The 17,894-nt window shown below is 37.9% G+C and carries 19 protein-coding genes; 7 read left to right on the top strand and 12 right to left on the bottom strand.

Annotation, left to right across the window (positions count from 1 at the left end; genetic code table 11):
• Positions 1–6 precede the first annotated feature (6 nt).
• Together ASF92_RS03060 and ASF92_RS03065 are read left to right on the top strand one after the other, a co-directional pair.
• On the top strand, positions 7–1,428 hold the full coding sequence (locus tag ASF92_RS03060) for a PKD domain-containing protein (protein WP_157263690.1): 1,422 nt from the start codon (positions 7–9) through the stop codon (positions 1,426–1,428).
• Positions 1,429–1,493: 65 nt separating this feature from the next.
• Positions 1,494–2,363 (top strand): family 16 glycosylhydrolase, encoded by an 870-nt coding sequence (locus ASF92_RS03065; protein WP_231729727.1) that lies wholly within the window; start codon positions 1,494–1,496, stop codon positions 2,361–2,363.
• A gap of 483 nt (positions 2,364–2,846) precedes the next feature.
• Here ASF92_RS03065 and ASF92_RS21135 read toward each other — a convergent pair whose 3' ends face one another.
• Positions 2,847–3,353 carry a hypothetical protein gene (locus tag ASF92_RS21135; RefSeq protein WP_197413216.1) on the bottom strand — a complete coding sequence of 169 codons (507 nt, stop codon included), beginning with the start codon at positions 3,351–3,353 and terminating at the stop codon, positions 2,847–2,849.
• A gap of 260 nt (positions 3,354–3,613) precedes the next feature.
• The gene (locus tag ASF92_RS03075) at positions 3,614–4,006 is read right to left on the bottom strand and encodes a helix-turn-helix domain-containing protein (protein ID WP_056087610.1); all 393 of its coding nucleotides are present in this window, start codon (positions 4,004–4,006) and stop codon (positions 3,614–3,616) included.
• A 99-nt stretch (positions 4,007–4,105) separates the two neighbouring features.
• Here ASF92_RS03075 and ASF92_RS03080 point away from each other — a divergent pair, with 99 nt between their 5' ends.
• Positions 4,106–4,483, top strand: a complete 378-nt coding sequence (locus ASF92_RS03080) for a DoxX family protein (RefSeq protein WP_056089112.1) — start codon at positions 4,106–4,108, stop codon at positions 4,481–4,483.
• A 110-nt stretch (positions 4,484–4,593) separates the two neighbouring features.
• Here ASF92_RS03080 and ASF92_RS03085 read toward each other — a convergent pair whose 3' ends face one another.
• From ASF92_RS03085 to ASF92_RS03095, 3 genes are all read right to left on the bottom strand, one after another.
• Positions 4,594–5,853 (bottom strand): MFS transporter, encoded by a 1,260-nt coding sequence (locus ASF92_RS03085; protein ID WP_056087612.1) that lies wholly within the window; start codon positions 5,851–5,853, stop codon positions 4,594–4,596.
• Positions 5,854–5,871: 18 nt separating this feature from the next.
• Positions 5,872–6,306 carry a MarR family winged helix-turn-helix transcriptional regulator gene (locus ASF92_RS03090; protein ID WP_056087615.1) on the bottom strand — a complete coding sequence of 145 codons (435 nt, stop codon included), beginning with the start codon at positions 6,304–6,306 and terminating at the stop codon, positions 5,872–5,874.
• Between the two features lie 95 nt (positions 6,307–6,401).
• A complete protein-coding gene (locus ASF92_RS03095; protein WP_231729728.1) occupies positions 6,402–6,722 on the bottom strand; it encodes a hypothetical protein in 321 nt (106 codons plus the stop codon).
• Between the two features lie 82 nt (positions 6,723–6,804).
• Between ASF92_RS03095 and ASF92_RS03100 the strand changes: the two genes are divergently transcribed.
• On the top strand, positions 6,805–7,101 hold the full coding sequence (locus ASF92_RS03100) for a Dabb family protein (RefSeq protein ID WP_056087619.1): 297 nt from the start codon (positions 6,805–6,807) through the stop codon (positions 7,099–7,101).
• A gap of 61 nt (positions 7,102–7,162) precedes the next feature.
• Here ASF92_RS03100 and ASF92_RS03105 read toward each other — a convergent pair whose 3' ends face one another.
• From ASF92_RS03105 to ASF92_RS03115, 3 genes are all read right to left on the bottom strand, one after another.
• Positions 7,163–7,387: a CDGSH iron-sulfur domain-containing protein gene (locus tag ASF92_RS03105; RefSeq protein ID WP_056087622.1), complete on the bottom strand. Its 225-nt coding sequence runs from the start codon at positions 7,385–7,387 to the stop codon at positions 7,163–7,165.
• Positions 7,388–7,555: 168 nt separating this feature from the next.
• Positions 7,556–10,066: a zinc-dependent metalloprotease gene (locus ASF92_RS03110; RefSeq protein WP_056087625.1), complete on the bottom strand. Its 2,511-nt coding sequence runs from the start codon at positions 10,064–10,066 to the stop codon at positions 7,556–7,558.
• Positions 10,067–10,420: 354 nt separating this feature from the next.
• A complete protein-coding gene (locus ASF92_RS03115) occupies positions 10,421–11,203 on the bottom strand; it encodes an alpha/beta fold hydrolase (RefSeq protein ID WP_056089119.1) in 783 nt (260 codons plus the stop codon).
• A 256-nt stretch (positions 11,204–11,459) separates the two neighbouring features.
• On the opposite strand from ASF92_RS03115, the gene ASF92_RS21140 reads away from it, so the two are divergent.
• Positions 11,460–11,606 (top strand): hypothetical protein, encoded by a 147-nt coding sequence (locus ASF92_RS21140; RefSeq protein ID WP_197413217.1) that lies wholly within the window; start codon positions 11,460–11,462, stop codon positions 11,604–11,606.
• 36 nt (positions 11,607–11,642) lie between these two features.
• Positions 11,643–12,158, top strand: a complete 516-nt coding sequence (locus ASF92_RS03120; protein ID WP_056087628.1) for a DinB family protein — start codon at positions 11,643–11,645, stop codon at positions 12,156–12,158.
• 138 nt (positions 12,159–12,296) lie between these two features.
• Here ASF92_RS03120 and ASF92_RS03125 read toward each other — a convergent pair whose 3' ends face one another.
• The 3 genes from ASF92_RS03125 to ileS are packed head-to-tail and all read right to left on the bottom strand — an operon-like array spanning position 12,297 to position 16,774.
• The gene (locus tag ASF92_RS03125) at positions 12,297–12,899 is read right to left on the bottom strand and encodes a lipoprotein signal peptidase (protein ID WP_056087630.1); all 603 of its coding nucleotides are present in this window, start codon (positions 12,897–12,899) and stop codon (positions 12,297–12,299) included.
• On the bottom strand, positions 12,899–13,282 hold the full coding sequence (locus ASF92_RS03130; protein WP_056087634.1) for a TraR/DksA C4-type zinc finger protein: 384 nt from the start codon (positions 13,280–13,282) through the stop codon (positions 12,899–12,901). Before ASF92_RS03130 ends, ASF92_RS03125 begins: the two co-directional genes overlap by 1 nt.
• A 30-nt stretch (positions 13,283–13,312) precedes the next feature.
• A complete protein-coding gene (ileS, locus tag ASF92_RS03135; RefSeq protein ID WP_056087635.1) occupies positions 13,313–16,774 on the bottom strand; it encodes an isoleucine--tRNA ligase in 3,462 nt (1,153 codons plus the stop codon).
• Positions 16,775–17,038: 264 nt separating this feature from the next.
• Here ileS and ASF92_RS03140 point away from each other — a divergent pair, with 264 nt between their 5' ends.
• Complete coding sequence (locus ASF92_RS03140) at positions 17,039–17,311, top strand: hypothetical protein (protein ID WP_056087638.1); 273 nt, start codon at positions 17,039–17,041, stop codon at positions 17,309–17,311.
• Between the two features lie 28 nt (positions 17,312–17,339).
• Here the strand turns inward: ASF92_RS03140 and ASF92_RS21145 are convergent, their stop codons facing one another.
• The gene (locus tag ASF92_RS21145; protein ID WP_197413218.1) at positions 17,340–17,711 is read right to left on the bottom strand and encodes a hypothetical protein; all 372 of its coding nucleotides are present in this window, start codon (positions 17,709–17,711) and stop codon (positions 17,340–17,342) included.
• Positions 17,712–17,894 lie beyond the last annotated feature (183 nt).

The following is a 17,894-nucleotide window of genomic DNA, read 5'->3' on the forward strand; positions in this document are numbered from 1 at the left end:
TCTGACATGAAATTATTTAAAAACAAAATAAAAGTATCAATCTTGCTTAGTCTGGGTTTGATGCTTAGCATTATGGTTTCCTGCAAAAAGAGCGAAACCACAAAAGACATCGGTGTTCCACCGACAGCCGCAGAAATTCAGTTTTCATCTATGCCAACAAGTGCTAATCCAAATATTGTAAGCTTTAAAAGTCTTTACAACGGAATTAATGCCCACTGGGATTTCGGAAATGGCGCAAGCGCTGATGGAAATGATGTACAATCATCTTATCCAATTGCAGGAACGTACACCGTTAAGTTAACGGTATTGGCCGATGGCGGTTCCGTTTCAACAACCAAAACCATTACGATAGCAACTACCAACACAAGTATGTTGAGCGATCCGGCTTACACCTTGCTTTCAGGTGGTCTATCAAATGCTGCCGGTAAAACCTGGGTTATCGACCAAACACAACCGGGTCATTTAGGTGTTGGGCCAAATACTTCGCAAGCGCCTGACTGGTATCAGGCTGGCCCGAATGAAAAAGCAGGCCTTGGTTTTTACGATGATGAAATGACTTTTGCTATGGGCGCATCATCGCTAAAGTATACTTATGCAAATAACGGAACTACCTTTGCCAATGCATCGAATGCGCCTGGAATTGGTGGCCCGACCGGAGCAAACGACCCGACTGTTAATTATACACCTCCAACAAACTTGACATGGATTTTGAACGATGTTAATGGGGTAAAATACATCAACCTAAGCAACAACGGTTTTATTTCTTATTATTTAGGTGTTTCTTCTTATCAGATTTTATCGCTTACAACTGATGAAATGTGGTTACGTTGCCTTGATAAATCTAATGCAGGTAATGCCTGGTATTTGAAATTAATCAGGAAAGGATATGTAAGACCAGTTGTTCCTCCTGTTTTAAAACCAATTCAGGCTGCTATTTTATCTGATGATTTCCAAAGTGCAACTGGCATGGCTTGGCTTGCTGAAAATATGGATTTCAACAGAAATTATGATAACCCTGCCCGTTTCCCTGTAAATACCTCTTCAAAAGTAGCTTATTACGAAAAAAGAACAGGCAACGATGGTCAGTATGGAAATCTCAACATCACGATGCCATATCGTTTTGATTTGGCTGCAAAAAATAAAATCAGGCTAAAGGTTTTCTTACCCGGCGGAAATGACTTTACAAAAACTCCGGCAACTGTTGCTGTCAAGCTTCAAAATTCTTTATTAGGTGGTAACGCCTGGCAAACACAAATAGAAATTGTAAAAACAATTACTGTAGCTCAATACAATACTTGGGTTCAGTTGGAGTTTGATTACTCAGCTTCTGCCAGCCAAACATTATACGATAAAATTGTTGTACAAATAGGTGGCGAAGGCCATCCAAATCCCGGTATATTTTATATCGACGATTTCGAGTTTAAATAGTGTAAATAACAGCAGTTTGGGATTCGTCCTAAACTGCTATTAAATTTTTTAAAATGAGGGATTCAGTGAAGTACTTAAAAAAGGAAATTTTAACTGCTTTTGCAATTTTAGCAGTGGGAATAAGCGGATGTTCAAAAGGAACCGATGAAGGTGGTCCGGTTTATGTGCCGCCGGTTATTACAACACCCGTTGATAAAAACTGGAGTTTTGAAACCACACCAGCCTGGGCAGATGAATTTACGAACACGGGTGCAGCATTGTCATCTAATTGGGATTACGATACTGGCGGTGGTGGTTGGGGAAATAACGAGCTCGAATACTATACCAATACGACCAACAATGCAAGCGTAGCAAATGGACTCTTAACTATTACAGCAAAAAAAGAAAGCATGGGTGGTATGGGCTACACTTCATCCCGCATGGTAACAAGGGGAAAATTGGACGCGCTTTATGGTCGCTTTGAAATTAAGGCAAAGTTGCCGGCAGGAAAAGGAACATGGCCTGCAATTTGGATGTTGCCAACAGACAGAGCCTATGGTGATTGGCCAAAGTCAGGAGAAATCGATATCATGGAGCATGTCGGGTACGACCAGGATAATGTACATTTTAGTACGCATACGGAGGCTTATTATTTCAAAATAAATACCCAGAAAACCATCACTAAGAAAATCGACGGTGCAAGCACCGCTTTTCATCTATATCGTGTTGATTGGACACCTTATGCTGTTAGGGGTTACTTTGACGATGTTAAGGTTTTTGAGTTTGCGAATGAGGGAACAGGTTACAAAGTATGGCCATTCGATAAAAAGTTTCACCTTCTTTTAAATATTGCTGTTGGTGGCGATTGGGGAGGAGCACAAGGTATAGATGATTCCATCTGGCCACAAAAAATGGAAGTAGATTACGTTCGTTATTATAAAATGATCGAAAAGTAGGATTAAGCTTAGTTTAATTGTAAGTCGCTAAGAAATTAGCGACTTTTTTTTGAATATTTTACCACCTAAGACACCTTAGTTTACCTCAGTTTTGAATATCATTATTTAAATAGGTTGAATATTATTAATAATAATTAAGTCCATTCGCTCTTTGAAGGGGGCATAGGATAATATCTTGCTTCAGATAAGCCTAATCCATTTCTTAGATGCCTAAGGTGGTGAAATTAGTCAAGATCCCTCAAAAAAGAAACGGGGATAAATCATACCGACCTATCCCCGTCATCTAAATTAACGCTCTCAGATATATAAACAATCAAAAATGCGATTTATTATATTGAACTTAAATTATTTTTTATTTTAATAAATCCCTCAAAAAAGAAACGGGGATAAATCATACCGACCTATCCCCATCATCTAAATTAACGCTCTCAGATATATAAACAACCAAAAAAGTAATTTATTATACCGGGCAGAAAATATTTTTTATTTTTTTGCTGCGGCCTTTGCTTTCTTTTCAACTGCGGGAACTTCTTCTGGAATTTCAGCTTTTTTCTTTGCAGGTGCTTTTGCTTTTTTAACTTCGGCAACAGCTTCGTCGGCAACATCAGCCTTCTTTTTAGCCGGAGCTTTCTTTTTAGATTCAGCAGTTGCAGCTACTTCCTTTTTCTTTGCAGGTGCTTTAGCTTTTTTAGCCTCAACAACAGGCGTTCCTACAATAACTTCCTCTTTAACCTCGGCTGCTTTTGGCGCATCTGCCTGGTTCAAATAATTTGCTAAAACCTGTTTCAAATAAACTTCTGGCTTAGGCATGTTGATTATTGTTCCCGGCTCTTTGTCTTGAGATTGCTTAATATAAGCCGATTTAATTTTGCCCCAGTCTTTAGAGTAAAGTTTAATAAACATTTCCACAAATTGTTCGTCTGTATATTTTTTAGCCAGCCTACCCAGCACTGCCTGAATTTTTTCTTCTTTTCTATGTAATACCGCCATCGCTTTTATTTTGTGCAAAGATAGCCGATATTACAGATAATCATATAAATACAGAATTTAAACTTTATTCCATATTAGTTTTTAACTATGAGAACTGCAAATTAGGTAATAGAAAATAGAGCCTGTTACTATTACCAGTAGTTGGATCTCATATGTCTTGTCCGTAAGATTAGATGAATTAAATTTAAACTATTGATTCATGCAATGAAACATAAGGCATCCTTATTTAATTAAATCTTAAACGCTTTAGGTATAGGAACCTAAGCTTCAACTTTCTCCAAAACGCCCCCTTTTTTCCTGTGCATTACGAGTCTTTCGCGATGTTGCATGCCCCAATCTCTCAACTCGTTGATAACTTTATCCAGTGAATCACTATATTCAGTTAATTCATAGGTCACCGTAACCGGAGTAGTTGAATATACCTTGCGCTGCACAAATTCATTTAATTCTAAGTCTTTCAGTTCTTTCGATAAAATTTTTGGCGTAATTTCTCCCAACGATTTCTGAATCTCATTAAAACGTTTAGGGCCATCTTGTAGAGAAAGTATTAAAGGCAATTTCCACTTCCCATTTAAAACATAAAGGGCATCCTTCACTGCGTTTAAACTAACGCTGCAACTTTCTTTCGTGTGATTTTCTTTTCTAAATGCCATCTTTCAAAGGTAAGCACTTTCCCAAATGATACTACTATCCTTCGGGAAAGTAGTATTCTTTTGATAGTAAATATGGATATGTTTGTGCAAAAAAAGGATATGAAAACAAAAACTATCAACATTATGTATTGGATATCAACCACATTAGTTTCGCTGATGATGATTTTTTCGGCTTATTCATACTTCGCTAATCCCGAGGTCAAACAGGGATTTCAGCATTTGGGTTTTCCGGATTATTTTAGAATAGAACTTGCCATAGCGAAGATTTTGGGTGCTATAATTCTCTTGTTACCTACTAAAAGCGATGTTAAAGAATGGGCTTATGCCGGTTTTGTCATCACTTTTGTTTCTGCTTTTATCGCGCATACGGCCTCCGGTGATCCAATATCAAATCGTGTTGGACCTATTGTCTTTTTGCTGGTATTGGCATTATCTTATTTCACTTACCATAAATCGAAAATGGTAGTTAACCTGTAATTTTTCTCCCGAAGATTTCCCAGATAAACGCAGAATATTGATTAACAATCTGCGGAAATCACGGTTATATGCGGGATCACAAATGCCTTCAATTGACAATTTCATCATTTTTAGATTTTCTCCAGTACGAGCTCACTAACAGGTTTTACCGGTTTGACGTTTTTAACTTCACCTTTATACAATCTTCTATAAGATAAAATACCAATTAAAATAGCAATCGTGCCTTGAAATAACACTGTGTTTTGTGTGCCAATTAATTGTGAAATGCTTCCGATTAGCAAGCCACCCAATGGCTGCATTCCGAAAAAAGCCATCGCATAAAAGCTAATTACCCGCCCACGCATATCTGGATCGACGGTGGTTTGAATTAAGGTATTGCTAATGGTTATTTGCGACATCATTCCAAAGCCAGAAATAGTAGCGAAAACTAATGCTACGGGATAAGAAGTAGTATGAGAAAACAAAGCCAAACCTGCCCCAAAAATTAAAGTATTTATGGCCAGTATTTTCCTTAGGTTCCTGCCAGGCTTTAAGGAAGCCAAAAATATTGCGCCAGAAAAAGCACCTAAACCGATAACGCTATCTATCACGCCAAATGTTGATGCGGTTCCCTGAAAAATATCTTTTGCATAAACCGGAATCAATGTACTGAATGGCAATACAAATAAGCTGATTAAGGCCAGCATAATTAAAACGTAAGCAATAGACGGCGTTTCTTTAATATAGGCAAAACCCTCTTTTAACTCACCTATAATATTTTTCGTATGCGGTTTCGATACATATTTTGGTAATTTCATCATTAATAATGAACCAATAACAGCGATAAAACTTACCGCATTTAAGCCAAAACACACATCATCACCAAGTTTCTCCAGAGCCAGACCTGCTAACCCAGGACCAATTAACCTGGATAAGTTTACCATTGATGAGTTTAAAGCCAAAGCATTAGGTAAATCTTCCTTGTTATCAACCATTTCATAAACCAATGATTGCCTTGCCGGGACATCGAACGCATTTATCAGGCCTAGAAATGCACTCAGGGCAATGATCTGCCACATTTCATAATGCTTTGAGAAGATTAAAATGGTCATTAAAATGGCCTGAACCATTGATGCGATTTGTGTAACAAGCAAGAGTTTATATCTATCGTACCGGTCAGACGCAACACCTCCGATAAAGGAAAAAATAAATGAGGGAAATAGGCTCGCAAAAAGCGTAAGACCAAGCATGAAGTTAGAGTTTGTTTGCTCGTAAACGACCCAGCTGACCGCTGTTTTTTGCATCCACGTTCCAATTAGTGAAACGGATTGTCCGCCAAAGTAAAGCCGGTAATTGCGACTTTTAAATGCATTAAATGTACTGATTTTCATAATTCAAGGCCATCTGATTTAGAAATCAACCAGTTTTGTTAAAGGACCTATAGCTTCTTTTAAAATTAATTGTTCTTGTTCTGTGCAAACTTCTGCAATGGCCTTACTTAGCCATTCATCCCGTTCATGCCTTACCTGTTCAAGCATTTCTTTTCCTTCGGCCGATAGCGAAATATGAATTTTTCGCTTATCATCTTCAGATGCCGTTTTATAAATTAGTTTAAGCTCAGCAAGGTGATTTAACAAAGCACCCATCGATTGAGGTGTAATTTTCTCCAAAACCGCGAGTTCTGCCGAAAGCAGATAATCCTGTTGTTCTAATAAGATTAAAATTGAACGTTCTGTTTGAGAAAGAGCCGTATTTGAGGGAGACAGCTTACGCAGTTTTCGGTTTAACCGGGCTAAAACCGGACGAAGTTCCGAAGCGATTGAATTACTTTTTTCTGTGCTCATATTTGTAAGGCAAACTTGTAAGTTTGCCTTACAAATATAGCGCTAAATTACAATCTGTATTCATCAATAAAATATATTGACATTGAAAAGATTTTTTATTTTTTCCAGCCTTTCTGCATTTTCTTGTAGGCTTTTTTACTAATCCTGGATTTCTTTTTCGACCTTGATTTTCCTTTCTTCTTCCGGGCGTTAATATTATTTACCAGCGAATTTTTGACTCCTAACTTATTTTTCTTTAGTCCTTTCTTTTTTTTCTTGTCTTTTTTCTTACCTTCTTTTTTCTTGCTTGCTTTCTTTTTGTCTTTGGCCATCGTGTTGTGTTTTAACAATATTAAATCAAAACACAGAAAAGTAATAAAGGTTCCGTGAAAATTATTGAGCTTTTTAAACTTATCCATTACGGAAAGTACAGTCATGCTTCATTAATAAATAAACTGAGTTTACGCTTAGATTGATTTTTAGAATCTGGCTTATCATTATATTTGAAAAAAATATATTATGATAGCACACCACGTTTTATTCTGGCTTAAAGCCGACACCACTGATGAACAAAAAGCAGCTTTCCGTAAAGGTTTGGAAAGTCTGGAAGATATTGAAGTTGTAAGAACATTCCATATCGGAACACCTGCACCAATTGATCGGGCAGTTGTAGATACAACTTATACCTTCAGCTTGACTTTGTTTTTAGAAGATTTAGCCGCACATGACGTTTACCAGGTTCACGAAATCCACAAGGCTTTTTTGGATGAATTCCGCGGGTTATTTGAAAAGGTAATCATTTACGACGCGGAATAAATAGATATCAATAAATCATCCTGTGTTTATCGAAAGACAAGCACAGGATGTTCATTTTTTGTTAAACTTTTTTAGGAGGAAGGTCGAAAGCAATGGCCTCATGCTCAAAATGACCATTGTGTGCGCCATCGCAAAACGGTTTGTTTTTAGATAATCCGCACCTGCAAATCGAAAGAACTGTTCTTCCTTGCAAGCCATATTCATTTCCATTTCTATCTACGATTTCAAAATCGCCCTCTATTTTAACTGATCCGTTATTGTTAATTGTAAGTTTTGTCTTAGACATATTATGTTTTGTTTAGCACAAACTTAGAACAATAGAATGTGCCAACATAATTTCATTTTAATTTAGAAACGTTCTCTCATTCAATAATTCGCTTGTAATTTTTTCTTCAATATTATAAAAAAAAGCATCAACCACTTACGATTGATGCTTTCAGAATTTACCTTATTTCTACTTCCAGTCATCAATAAAATCCATTCCACCCATACCAATTGGGGCACCCGGAGGCATCACTTGTGCTGGCTCTGGCTGGAATTTAGCAGGTGATTCTTCAAATTCTTTAATCTGAGACAAGCCATATAATAGATTTGCCTTTTGCTTTGAAGCTGCAGCATTCAATTTCCCGCTTATCCATGATTTTAATTCAGAGATTTCCAACAAAGCCTCGCCTCTTACGCTTTCAGAAGCGCGGCTATTTGCCGCCAACTGCAGTAAATATTTCAAGGTAAGGTTGTTTACCATAACCTGTAACTGGCCTTTATAGCCAGAAACCGGCTCAGCTTTCCAGGTTTTTAAAAGAAGTTTTTCAACGACAGCAATTAGCCCCGGTTGCTCGGAATCGCGTGAATTGTATTCTACTAAACGCGAAGCACGCTCAGGATTCAATAAGGAAGAAATGGTCTCATTAGCTGCGGCTTCAGCAGTGGCAATCGGGTCGAATGTTGGTCCGGTATAACCGCTAAAGGTTTCTGCCGACGCCGGATAACCTGATGGGCGGGGCGGGATTTTCTGTATCAAACTTTCCGGTAAAGCTAAAGTCTCCGGGCTCACTGTTGCAAGCAATGCATCAAAGGCCGCCCATTGTTTTGCTGGCTCAACCATTTTAGTCGGTTTTTGTCCATCATTCTTAACTGCGTGAGTAAAATATAATCCGCCAATGTTTTTTGCAACAGCTTCAATCTCATAGCGATGTAAAAGGTAAATAGGCACTAAAACTTCTTCCAGTGTAGCCATTGGCGCATCTTTTACAATTGCCTTTTCAGAAAAATTATCTAAAACCTGCCTGCGGATCTTCATCAGCCTGTTCAATTCAATAATTGTATTTTCACCGTCTTCCCACTGGTTTGCATTCGGATGGGTATACCCACCAATGTCTGGGATATATTGAAAACCTAGTTTCAAGGTTTCGTTCATAATCTTATCAAGCTCGGCATTTTCATCAGCGCCTTTTGGGAAATCGCTGTATCCCCACATAATTGCCCTTTTATCCCAGCTTCCAATACCTTTTGCGTAGGCATCAGATAAATCGATGCTGCCATCCGCTTTTTGTTTAATACGTGGAAAAGGATAGTCCATTACTGAAGCACGTTCCTTCGGGCTAGCCGCAAAGTTGTGGTTTAAACCAAGCGTATGGCCGATCTCATGTGCCGATAACTGTCTTATACGCGCTATAGCCATTTCTTCCATTACTTTACTTATAGGTTTTCCATCAGTGTAGGGTTGCAATAAACCTTCGGCAATTAGATAATCCTGGCGATGGCGGTCGGAACCTAAAGTTACAACGCCTTTAATGATTTCACCTGTTCTTGGATCGCTATAGGATGAGCCATACGAAAACGCCCTCGGACTGCCGGCACGCGTAATCCAGTTTACAACGTTGTATCGGATATCCATCGGATCAGCGCCTTCTGGCAGTTCTTTAACCTGAAAAGCATTTTTATAACCGGCGGCTTCAAAAGCTTCGTTCCAAAATGCGCCACCTTCAATTAGTGCTTTCTTAATTGGGGCAGGAGCACCTCTATCGATGTAATAAACAATTGGTTTTACCGCCTCACTCATTTTAGCATTTGGGTCTTTTTTTTCTAAGCGATGTCGGCGTGTAAAACGCTTAACTAAAGGCTCAGACATTGGTGCAGAAAAATCTGTGTAGCTAAATAACTGATAACTGGAACGGGGATCGAATTTGCGTTGCTTAAAATTGCCATCAGGTAATTCTACAAATGACTGGTGCATTCTAACCGTAACCGCATTTGCATCGGGGGCTATATTTCCTCTCCCATTTGGCGCGCCGCCTGTAAAAGTAAGCATCGCCTCGAACTCCGTATTTTTGGGAAAATTTTTGGTGTTTGGTAAAAATATAGCAGAACGTGTTTCATCCACGCGATAAGTGCTGCCACTGCTTGCTGTGCCTCTACCGCCTGCGCCTCCGGAAGAAGCAGGTGCACCGATGGTGCCGCCAATATTCTGACTATCACGAATTATGAAAGGCGTTAAGTCAATTAAAAACTTCTCGCCTTCTATCGCAACAGGCGTAAAGCCCCAGATAACTGATTTCGCGAATGAACCTTCAACGGTTTTAATCTCATCAGGATCACCATTTCCGGCACGATAAGCTAAATTTGGTTCCAGTAAAAAAACTTTCGGGCCAACCTTAATGAAACGGGCAACGTTGGTAGAGGCGCCACCACGCTCCGCGTTTCTTCCAGCACCATCAGTTAAAGAACTGAAATAAAGAAAATCTTTATCAAAGGCATCGATTTCCAAAAATACTTTACCCGATTTCTCATCATAGTAGAAATTGAAATAGCCTTCCTGTTTTTTGAAATCTTTGGTAAAGCCAGAAATGCTTGTTGCCGGTGTTGCAGATTGTGTTCGTGCGCCAGCAGGAGCCGTTTGTGCATGCATGGGTTCACAGGCAAATAAGGGCGTAAGCACAGCTAATGCGTAAAGTTTTTTAATCATGTGGAATAGTTATGGTTTGGTTCAAGGATACAAAATCAACATTGGGTTAACAACTTGTTTTGCATAACAAATATAATTTAAACGATGATTAACAATTAGTTAGTCACGTAACTTTTTAATGGTGAACGCTATAATCTAAGTGCAGTTGGAAGATTTTCTTGAGGTAGCTCCTAAGCTTCAATTGGGCCAGCAATATGCCGCAAATTTGCTCGATGCTACTGTTGTTGACGATCAGAGTAACAGGAACAAAGATTATTTGTAAAATCAACTAATCCGATAAATGTAAAATCAGGTTGAGTTGGTATTTTAAGTCGCTCAAACTGATTTATAAGAACAAGATGATGTCATCTTAAGTTATTGATTGACGAAATCTTTAATTAACACTGCGGTAGCTTCAGGTAATTTACTATTAATAACAGCAGTACAAACTTCACCTATACAGGAACCATGCACGCCCGGCAAAACGGCTAACTGCGCATTAGCAATGAGCTGCGACATTTTTAAAGTATGTTCTAATGTGATAACATCTCTATCAGCAACGATAAATAGTGTTTTAGCATTGATTGATTTAAGAGCATCATCGCTGTAATCTTTGAAATTAATCATCCGGTTTTTATCCTTTTCAAACATGCTTTGCAGTCCTTGTTCATTTGGATTTACTTCCAGGTAAGCCTTTTTTAATGGAACAGGCATATTTTCAAGCGAAGCCTGCTGCATGCCTTCAAAGAAACCAGAAATAAAGCCATCTCTTTTATAAGCCGCAGAAATTGCGACAATTTTATTTACTAATTCTGGATACCTGATCCCAAGCTGAAGTGCTGTAGTTCCGCCATTGCTAAAGCCTAAAATATTGGTCTTTTCTATCTTTAGGTATTTTATTAACGCAGCTACATCATCAGCATCCTGCTCAAAAGTCTCAGCTGTATTTCTATCGCCTGTTCTGCCATGCGCCTGAAGTTCTACTGCTATTATCTGTCCATAATCAGCTAATAAAGGAATTAAATTGCTAAAAGATGTTTCGATGGTTGAACCGCCTCCATGTATTAATATTAGTGGAATATGGCCCTCGCCATAAATTTCGTAGTACATTTTAATCCCATTTACCGGGGCATATCCAGATTTTATATTTTTTTTCATGTGATTGTTTTGTTGCGCACTTACTGGTGTCGACCATAATAATAAAAGCGATTCTACTAACATAAAAATAATTATCTGGTAAGTTAATCTGTTCATACTACAAACTCTGGGCAATTTGATATGAATCAAATATAAGAGCTGCGATGTATCAAAAAGAGGTTTACCCGAGACAAAGTTGGGGATGGAACGAGACATTTTATAAAATTTTATTGTAACAAGTTATTGGTTTTTAATATCTTAGTTTAAAGTATTTGTTATGATAGAAATAATTTTAGAGTTCTTTTTTGGGATATTTTCCGTAACTGGCGCGAAGAAAAATAAAGCTATGGCAAGTCCTTTATTTTTAGTTGCTCTCGTTGGTTGGTTGGTTTTGATATTCAGTTTAACTTTGGTTTTTGGCTGAAATCATTATTGCCTTTAGAAAAGAATCTTAAAAATAATGGCGCAAAAATTAGAAGTTTGGCAGCGAGGTCCCTTGCCTGATATAATACCGGTTCTACAACCAGTTGCCCATGCATTATTACAGGCAAGGGAAGAGATTAATGTTTATATGTTTGAATTCCCCGTTGAATTGTTATGGAATCGTCCTGCAGGAATGGCTTCAACTGGTTTTCATCTTCAACACTTAAGCGGCGTTTTAGACAGGGTTTTTACCTATGCCAGAAATGAAAAGCTCTCGGAATTTCAATTTGAAGAATTGGCAGAAGAAGGTAAGGATAGACCGGAGGGTTATACCGTTTCAGATTTAGTGAACAGGTTTAATAAACAGGTTGATATAGCAATCGAACAAATTAAAGTTACTGATGGATCAACTTTAGATAATTTCAGGGGAATCGGTCGTGCAGGTTTACCATCAACGGTTATTGGTTTATTGGTACATGCAGCTGAACATACCATGCGACATGTCGGGCAGCTAATGGTTACTGTAGCAGTGGTAAAAAATGGTGGTATTTAGCTTAAATGCATTATGTTTTTACATTAAGCCAATAGCAAAGACACTAGGAATTATAAAAACAGCACCTGATCATTTAATGGTCAGGTGCTGTTTTGCATTGTAGCTTTTTAATAAGCCAGGGTTTTACAAAATGTCGTTTTACTCTTCCACGATCTCGCTGTTAATGCTTACTTCATCTTTTACATCTTCTTTGAAATAGTTTTTCTGGAAGATAAGGATAAGCACAACGCCAACTGAAATTGCGGCATCTGCAAGGTTAAAAACCGGTCTGAAGAAAACGAACTCGTCGCCACCCCAAATCGGAATCCAGCTTGGGAAATGTCCTTCGGCAATCGGAAAATAAAGCATGTCGACAACGCGGCCATGAAACCAGGTTTCATAGCCATATATTTTACCATAAAATACAGAATCGATGATGTTGCCCAATGCGCCTGCAAAGATTAAGGCAACATTTAAGATTAAACCACGATGGTATTTGTGTTTGATTAAATAATGCAAACCATAGCCGATACCTGCAACGGCGACAATACGGAATAATGATAAAGCTAATTTTCCAAACTCACCACCAAATTCCATCCCGAAGGCCATACCATTATTTTCAGTAAAATGAATGATAAACCATTGGCCAAGGATTTTGAATTCCTGGCCAAGGTACATATTGGTTTTAATCCAGGTTTTAAGTGCCTGATCAGCAAGTAAAACTAAAAAGATAACGATTAAAGGTTTTGTATAGCCTTTCATTAACTTTGTTTTAGTTTAGCTTCCATACTCAAAGTAGCGTGCGGAACCGCACGTAAACGTTCTTTCTGGATAAGTTTACCGGTTTCACGGCAAATGCCATAGGTTTTGTTTTCGATACGAACTAAAGCGTTTTCCAGGTTATCAATAAACTTCTTCTGACGGGCAGCTAACTGGTTAATCTGCTCTTTTTCCATGGTTGCGGAACCATCTTCTAATGTTTTGTACGCTCCTGAAGTATCTTCCGTACCATTAGCGTTAGGGTTACTTAATGATGATGTTAATGCATTAAGTTCCTCTTTCGCTATGCGTAATTTATCTTGAATTAATTCTTTAAATTCCTGAAGTTCACTGTCTGAGTAGCGTGTTTTGTTACTGTTTTCCATTTTTTTAATTTAGTTTTCTAAGATATGGATTTATATTTTAGTTACCGAAATGCTTAATTCAACATCGTCTATAGTGATTTTGTTTGAGCTAAACGCTTCATCTGTTAATTCTAATTCATCGGCTAAAATTTCTGCGCAAATGTAGGCCTTGTTTTTAGCAACTGCTGCGGTAACAAGGTTATCATTTTGTAAAGCTACTTTAATCCTATCAGTCACTTCAAAATTTAATTCTTTACGTAAATTTTGAATTCTGTTCACCAGTTCGCGGGAAATCCCCTCTTGTTTCAACTCTTCAGAAATGGTTACATCCAAAGCAACAGTCAAGCTGCCTAAATTGGTCACCTGCCATCCTGGGATATCTTCTGCAATGATTTCTACATCTAAGAGTTGTACATCGTATGAAATACTGTCGCCGAGTTTAGGATCAGTTGAGATAGTTATTTGTCCTTCTTTTTCTAAAGTAAAAATATCCTCCTGGCTGAAATTGTTAATTGCATCAGCAATGGCTTTCATGCTTTTACCGACCTTTGCACCTAAAACCTTAAAGTTTGGTTTAACTTTTTTCTTTACAATGCCATGCGTATCGGTAATGAATTCGATATTTTTAACATTTGTTTCTGAAAGGATGTAATCGGCTACTTTTGATATTTTTTGCTCGAATTCGCTACTTAAGGATGGGATTAAAATTTTTTCTAAAGGCTGACGGACATTGATGCTGGATTTTTTACGCAAGGATAAAACCATCGAAGAAATATCCTGGGCATATACCATGCGCTCATTCAAATCTGTGTCAATTAGGCTTTCGTCGGCAGCTGTCCATAATGTTAAGTGAACAGATTGTTCTGCATTTTTATCGTTAACGCTTAAATTTCTATACAACCAATCGGCAAAGAAAGGCGCAACAGGACTCATCAGCTGCGCTAAAGTTTCCAGACAGGTGTAAAGCGTTTCATATGCTGCACGTTTATCATCCGTCATTTCGCCTTTCCAGAAACGGCGGCGGCTTAACCTGATGTACCAGTTGCTTAAATGTTCATCAACAAAAGCCTGAATCGAACGCGTTGCTTTGGTTGGCTCGTATGCGTTGTAAGCTTCATCAACTTCGTTGATTAAATTTTGTAACAACGACAAAATCCAACGATCTAATTCTGTCCTGTCTTCAACTTTGCTTAAGTTATTTTTATCGATTTCGAACTTGTCGATATTTGCATATAAAGCAAAGAATGCATAGGTATTGTAAAGTGTTCCGAAGAATTTACGGCGAACTTCTGCAATGCCCTCGATGTCAAATTTCAGGTTATCCCATGGATTTGCATTTGAAATCATATACCAGCGCGTTGCATCGGCGCCATATTCATTAATGGTTTGGAACGGATCTGCTGCATTGCCTAAACGTTTCGACATTTTCTGCCCGTTTTTATCCAGCACTAATCCATTTGAAACTACATTTTTGTAGGCAACCTTATCGAAAACCAGTGTAGAAATGGCGTGAAGAGTATAAAACCAACCACGAGTTTGATCTACACCTTCAGCAATAAAATCTGCCGGGAAATCTTCGTTTCCATCAATACTTTCTTTGTTTTCAAAAGGATAATGCCACTGTGCATAAGGCATAGCGCCAGAATCGAACCAAACATCAATTAAATCACTTTCGCGAACCATTGGTTTACCAGATGGAGAAACTAAAGTAATTTTATCGACCACATTTTTATGTAAATCTATCAAACTATAGTTGTCTTCAGACATATTTCCGATTTCAAATCCTTTGAACGGATTTTCTTTCTGGAAACCCGCTGCTATAGATTTTTCAATAGCGTTATAAAGTTCTTCAACCGAACCGATTAAAACTTCCTCTTTTTTGTCTTCTGTTCTCCAGATTGGCAAAGGAATTCCCCAATATCTTGAACGAGATAGATTCCAGTCGTTGGCATTTTTTAACCAATTACCGAAACGGCCCTCGCCTGTAGACTTTGGTTTCCAGTTGATCGTTTCATTCAGGTCGAACATCCTGTCTTTAACATCCGTTACTTTGATAAACCACGAATCTAAAGGATAATATAAAAGTGGCTCATCAGTTCTCCAACTATGTGGGTAACTGTGAACATATTTTTCTACTTTAAAAGCTTTATTTTCTTCTTTTAATAAAATCGCGATTTCTACATCAACCGATTTTTCAGGTGCTTCGCCAGCAGTATAATATTCATTCTTGACATATTTGCCAGCAAAAGGACCAACATGTTTGGTAAATTTTCCTTGTAAATCTACCAGCGGAACTAGGATTTCGTTATCATCTAATACCAACATCGGCGGAATTTCCGGAACTGCTTCTTTAGCAACTTTAGCATCATCGGCACCGAAAGTAGGTGCCGTGTGTACAATTCCGGTCCCATCTTCTGTCGTTACGAAATCACCAGAAATTACCCGGAAGGCGTTTTCAGGATTGTTGTATGGTAAAGCGTAAGTTAAAAGTTGCTCATATTTAATTCCGACCAGGTCAGTTCCTTTGCATTCGGCAAGGATTTGATATGGTATTTTCTTGTCTCCAGTTTTGAAATTTGTAAAATCTTCAGCTTCGTTACTTTCAAAAAAACCTTTACTGAATTGTTTTCCAACTAGGCTTTTTGCCAAAATTACATTCGTTGGCAAGAAAGTATATTGGTTAAAAGTTTTAACTAAAACATAATCAATTTTTGGTCCAACAGTTAAAGCTGTGTTGGATGGTAAAGTCCAGGGGGTTGTTGTCCAGGCGAGGAAATAAAAATCCTCCCCTAATTCCTTCGAAGGGGGATAGGCAAGACGAAATGCTTTAGCCACACTATTAGCTCCCTCTCCTTCGGAGAGGGTTGGGGTGAGGCTTTTAAACTGTGCGACAATTGTGGTATCGGTAACATCGCGATAAGCACCGGGTTGGTTCACTTCGTGAGAACTTAAACCGGTTCCTGCTTTCGGCGAATAGGGCTGAATGGTGTAGCCTTTATAAATTAATCCTTTATCATAAATCTGTTTCAAAAGCCACCAAACCGACTCCATGTATTTCGATTTGTAGGTGATGTATGGGTCGTCCATATCTACCCAATAACCCATTTTTTCAGTCAAATCGTTCCACACATCGGTGTAACGCATTACTGTTTTCTTACAGGCTTCGTTATAGTCTTCAATAGAAATGGTTTTACCGATATCTTCCTTGGTTATACCCAATTCCTTTTCAGTGCCCAATTCAACGGGTAAGCCATGCGTATCCCAGCCAGCTTTTCTCTTAACCTGGTAGCCTTTAATTGTTTTGTAGCGGCAAAAAATATCTTTAATAGCACGAGCCATTACGTGGTGAATCCCTGGCATACCGTTGGCGGATGGTGGTCCCTCGTAAAAAGTAAACGGATTGGATTTTGAGCGGGAAGAAATGCTTTTTTCAAAGATGTTTTCTTCTTTCCAGAAATCCAGTATTTCTTGCCCTATTTTGGCAAGATCCAATTGTTTAAATTCGCTATACATCAATTAAGTACCTCAAAAAATTAAGGTTGCAAAGTTAAAGTTTTTCGCTCAAATTTTGGTAGTTTTGATGGAAATACTTTAATGTGAAATTATTTAATACCGGACTTTCTTTAATGGTTGTTGCTGTAATCGCACTGCCAATTGTCGCCGTTATTAATCAAGCAATCGCGATTTTTTGCGTTATGCATTTTATTCCTGTGGCCTGATTGAACTAATCGGGCTTATCTTTGTTTTAGTTCATATTATCAAATTAAAAAAAACGGTATGATTAAGCTCCTTAAATTACAAAAAGCCATTTTAATGCTTGTTCTTGGTGTACTCTCTTTTATCGCCTACCGTATTTTAGATGCTTACGAAATAAGTTGGGCCCGGTATATGCAAATACTGGCAGGCGTATTTGTAATAGTTGGCTCGCTTTGGATGTTATATCCGATTATTTTCGCGAAAAAAGATAATGATGGGAATGCAGAGATTATCACCGATCCAACGGTCGAGGTTCCTGTAGATGAAGAAGAAGAAAAGCCGGTTGCAGAGTAGGAGTTAAGCCTATAAGGTTTTGAAAACCTTATAAGTTTGGAAAGTCAAAATTTGAAAATTTTTCTTTTTTGTGAAATGCTATAAATTCTTCTATACCTCCAAACCAGTCGAAAACAGCATTTCTTTCTAATTTTGATTTTTTATTTATTGAGATAATTGAATTATAAGATGAGTAATCCCAATCCTCAGGCAACTTGCAAAACTGATGATGAACAGGGTTCTGATGAATGTAATTTATTAATTTCGAGAAATACGACTCATCTTTGATTTCAATTCTTCTGGTAAAATCTAAGAAAAGCGCTCCTTTCCTTTTATTTTGCTTATTAAAGGCCTTTGCATAACTATTTAGAAATTGCTGAACTTTGCAATACAAACTTGTGAAAGTCGAGACTTTCATCATTATTTTTTGCTAAAGTTCTTATTATATCTTCATCTCTAATTTGAACGAGTATATGAAAATGGTTGGGCATCAGGCAATAACAAAACGTTTTTGCTATTGGCGATACGTAATCATCAAATTTTGAAAGGAAGAAAATATAATTATCGTGGTAGTTGAATAGATTTTCTTTTCCAACTGCATGAT

The sequence above is a fragment of the Pedobacter sp. Leaf176 genome (genome assembly GCF_001424305.1).
In the GTDB taxonomy this organism is placed as follows: Bacteria; Bacteroidota; Bacteroidia; order Sphingobacteriales; family Sphingobacteriaceae; genus Pedobacter.